At 75.0% G+C, this 1,594-nt stretch carries 1 protein-coding gene; it reads left to right on the forward strand.

Annotated elements, in window-relative coordinates; translation table 11 throughout:
• On the forward strand, positions 1-1,255 hold a 1,255-nt coding region (locus ACWGIU_RS37505), incomplete at its 5' end, for an ATP-dependent DNA ligase (protein ID WP_453712526.1).
• Positions 1,256-1,594: the final 339 nt, after the last annotated feature.

Genomic DNA, 1,594 nt, shown 5'->3' on the forward strand with positions numbered 1-1,594 from the left:
CTCCGTGGCGCTGCGCGGCCGGATCGTCGCCGACCTGCTGGGCCGGGCCACCGCGGCCGAGCAGGCGTTCCTGCGCAGCCTGCTGTCCGGCGAGGTACGCCAGGGCGCGCTGGACGCGGTGGCCCTGGAGGGCGTGGCCGCGGCCGCCGGAGTACCGGCCGCCGATCTGCGCCGGGCGGTGATGCTGGACGGCTCGCTGCCCCGGGTTGCGGCGGCCGTGCTGGCCGACGGGGCGCGGGCACTGGGCACGGTCGCCCTGCGCGTGGGCCAGCCCGTCCAGCCGATGCTGGCGGGCACGGCGAAGTCGGTCGCCGAGGCGCTGACCGCGCTCGGGCCGTGCGCGGTGGAGGAGAAGCTGGACGGGATCCGCGTCCAGGTCCACCGGGACGGGGCCGACGTACGGGTGTACACGCGCTCCCTGGACGAGATCACCGAGCGGGTCCCGGAGGTGGTGGGGCTGGCCCGGTCGCTGCCGGGGGAGCGGTTCATCCTCGACGGAGAGGTCATCGGACAGGCGGCCGACGGCCGGCCGGTCCCCTTCCAGGAGATCGCGAGCCGCGTCGGCTCCCGGGTCGACGTGGAGGCCGCCCGCCGCACCCTTCCGGTGGCCCCCTATTTCTTCGACGTCCTGGCCCTCGGCGAGGACGTGCTCCTCGACCTGCCCGTGCGCGAGCGGTACGCGGCCCTGGCCGCGCTCGTGCCCGAACACGCGCGGGTCCGCCGCCTCGCCGTCGAGGACCCCGGGGAGCAGGGGGCCGAGGCCGAGGAGTTCTGGGCCGAGACCCTGCGCCGCGGCCACGAGGGGGTCGTGGTCAAGGGGCTGGACTCGTCGTACGCGGCCGGGCGGCGCGGCAGGCACTGGCTCAAGGTCAAGCCGGTGCACACCCTGGACCTGGTGGTCCTCGCCGCCGAATGGGGCCACGGGCGACGCACCGGGCTGCTGTCGAACCTGCACCTGGGGGCGCGCACCGCCGAGGGGACGTACGCCATGCTGGGCAAGACCTTCAAGGGGCTGACCGACGAGATGCTGCGCTGGCAGACCGAGGCCCTGCGCGCGCTCGCGACCTCGGACGACGGCTTCACCGTGCGGGTGCGGCCCGAGCTGGTGGTGGAGATCGCCTACGACGGCCTGCAGCGCTCCTCGCGCTACCCGGCGGGGGTCGCCCTTCGCTTCGCCCGGGTCCTGCGCCACCGCCCGGACAAGAACGCGTCCGAGGCGGACACGGTGGACACGGTCCTGGCGGCACACGCCTGAGGGCCGGCCGGCCCTCACGGATCGATACGACCACCGTCCCTCGCCGGGCGTCAGGCGGTGCGGTGCTTCCCGGTTCGTGGCGACGGGTCCCGCGCGACCGCGCTGACGCATGCCCCCGGCAACGCGCGCACAACAGGCGACGGCCACCGCCTGCCGTCGAATTGCCTCAGAGGTAAGGCGGTTTGCCAGGAAGGCAGGATCCTGGCTCAATCGGGACATGAACTCCGGTCCTGCCTCGGGTCCCGCCCCAGGCCCCCGTCCCGAAGACATGGTGGACGAGCCGCCCACCGTGGCCCCGCAGCTGCGCGAGCTGCGCCGCCGCGCCGGACTCACCCTGGA

Source organism: Streptomyces sp. NPDC054840 (assembly GCF_053611065.1).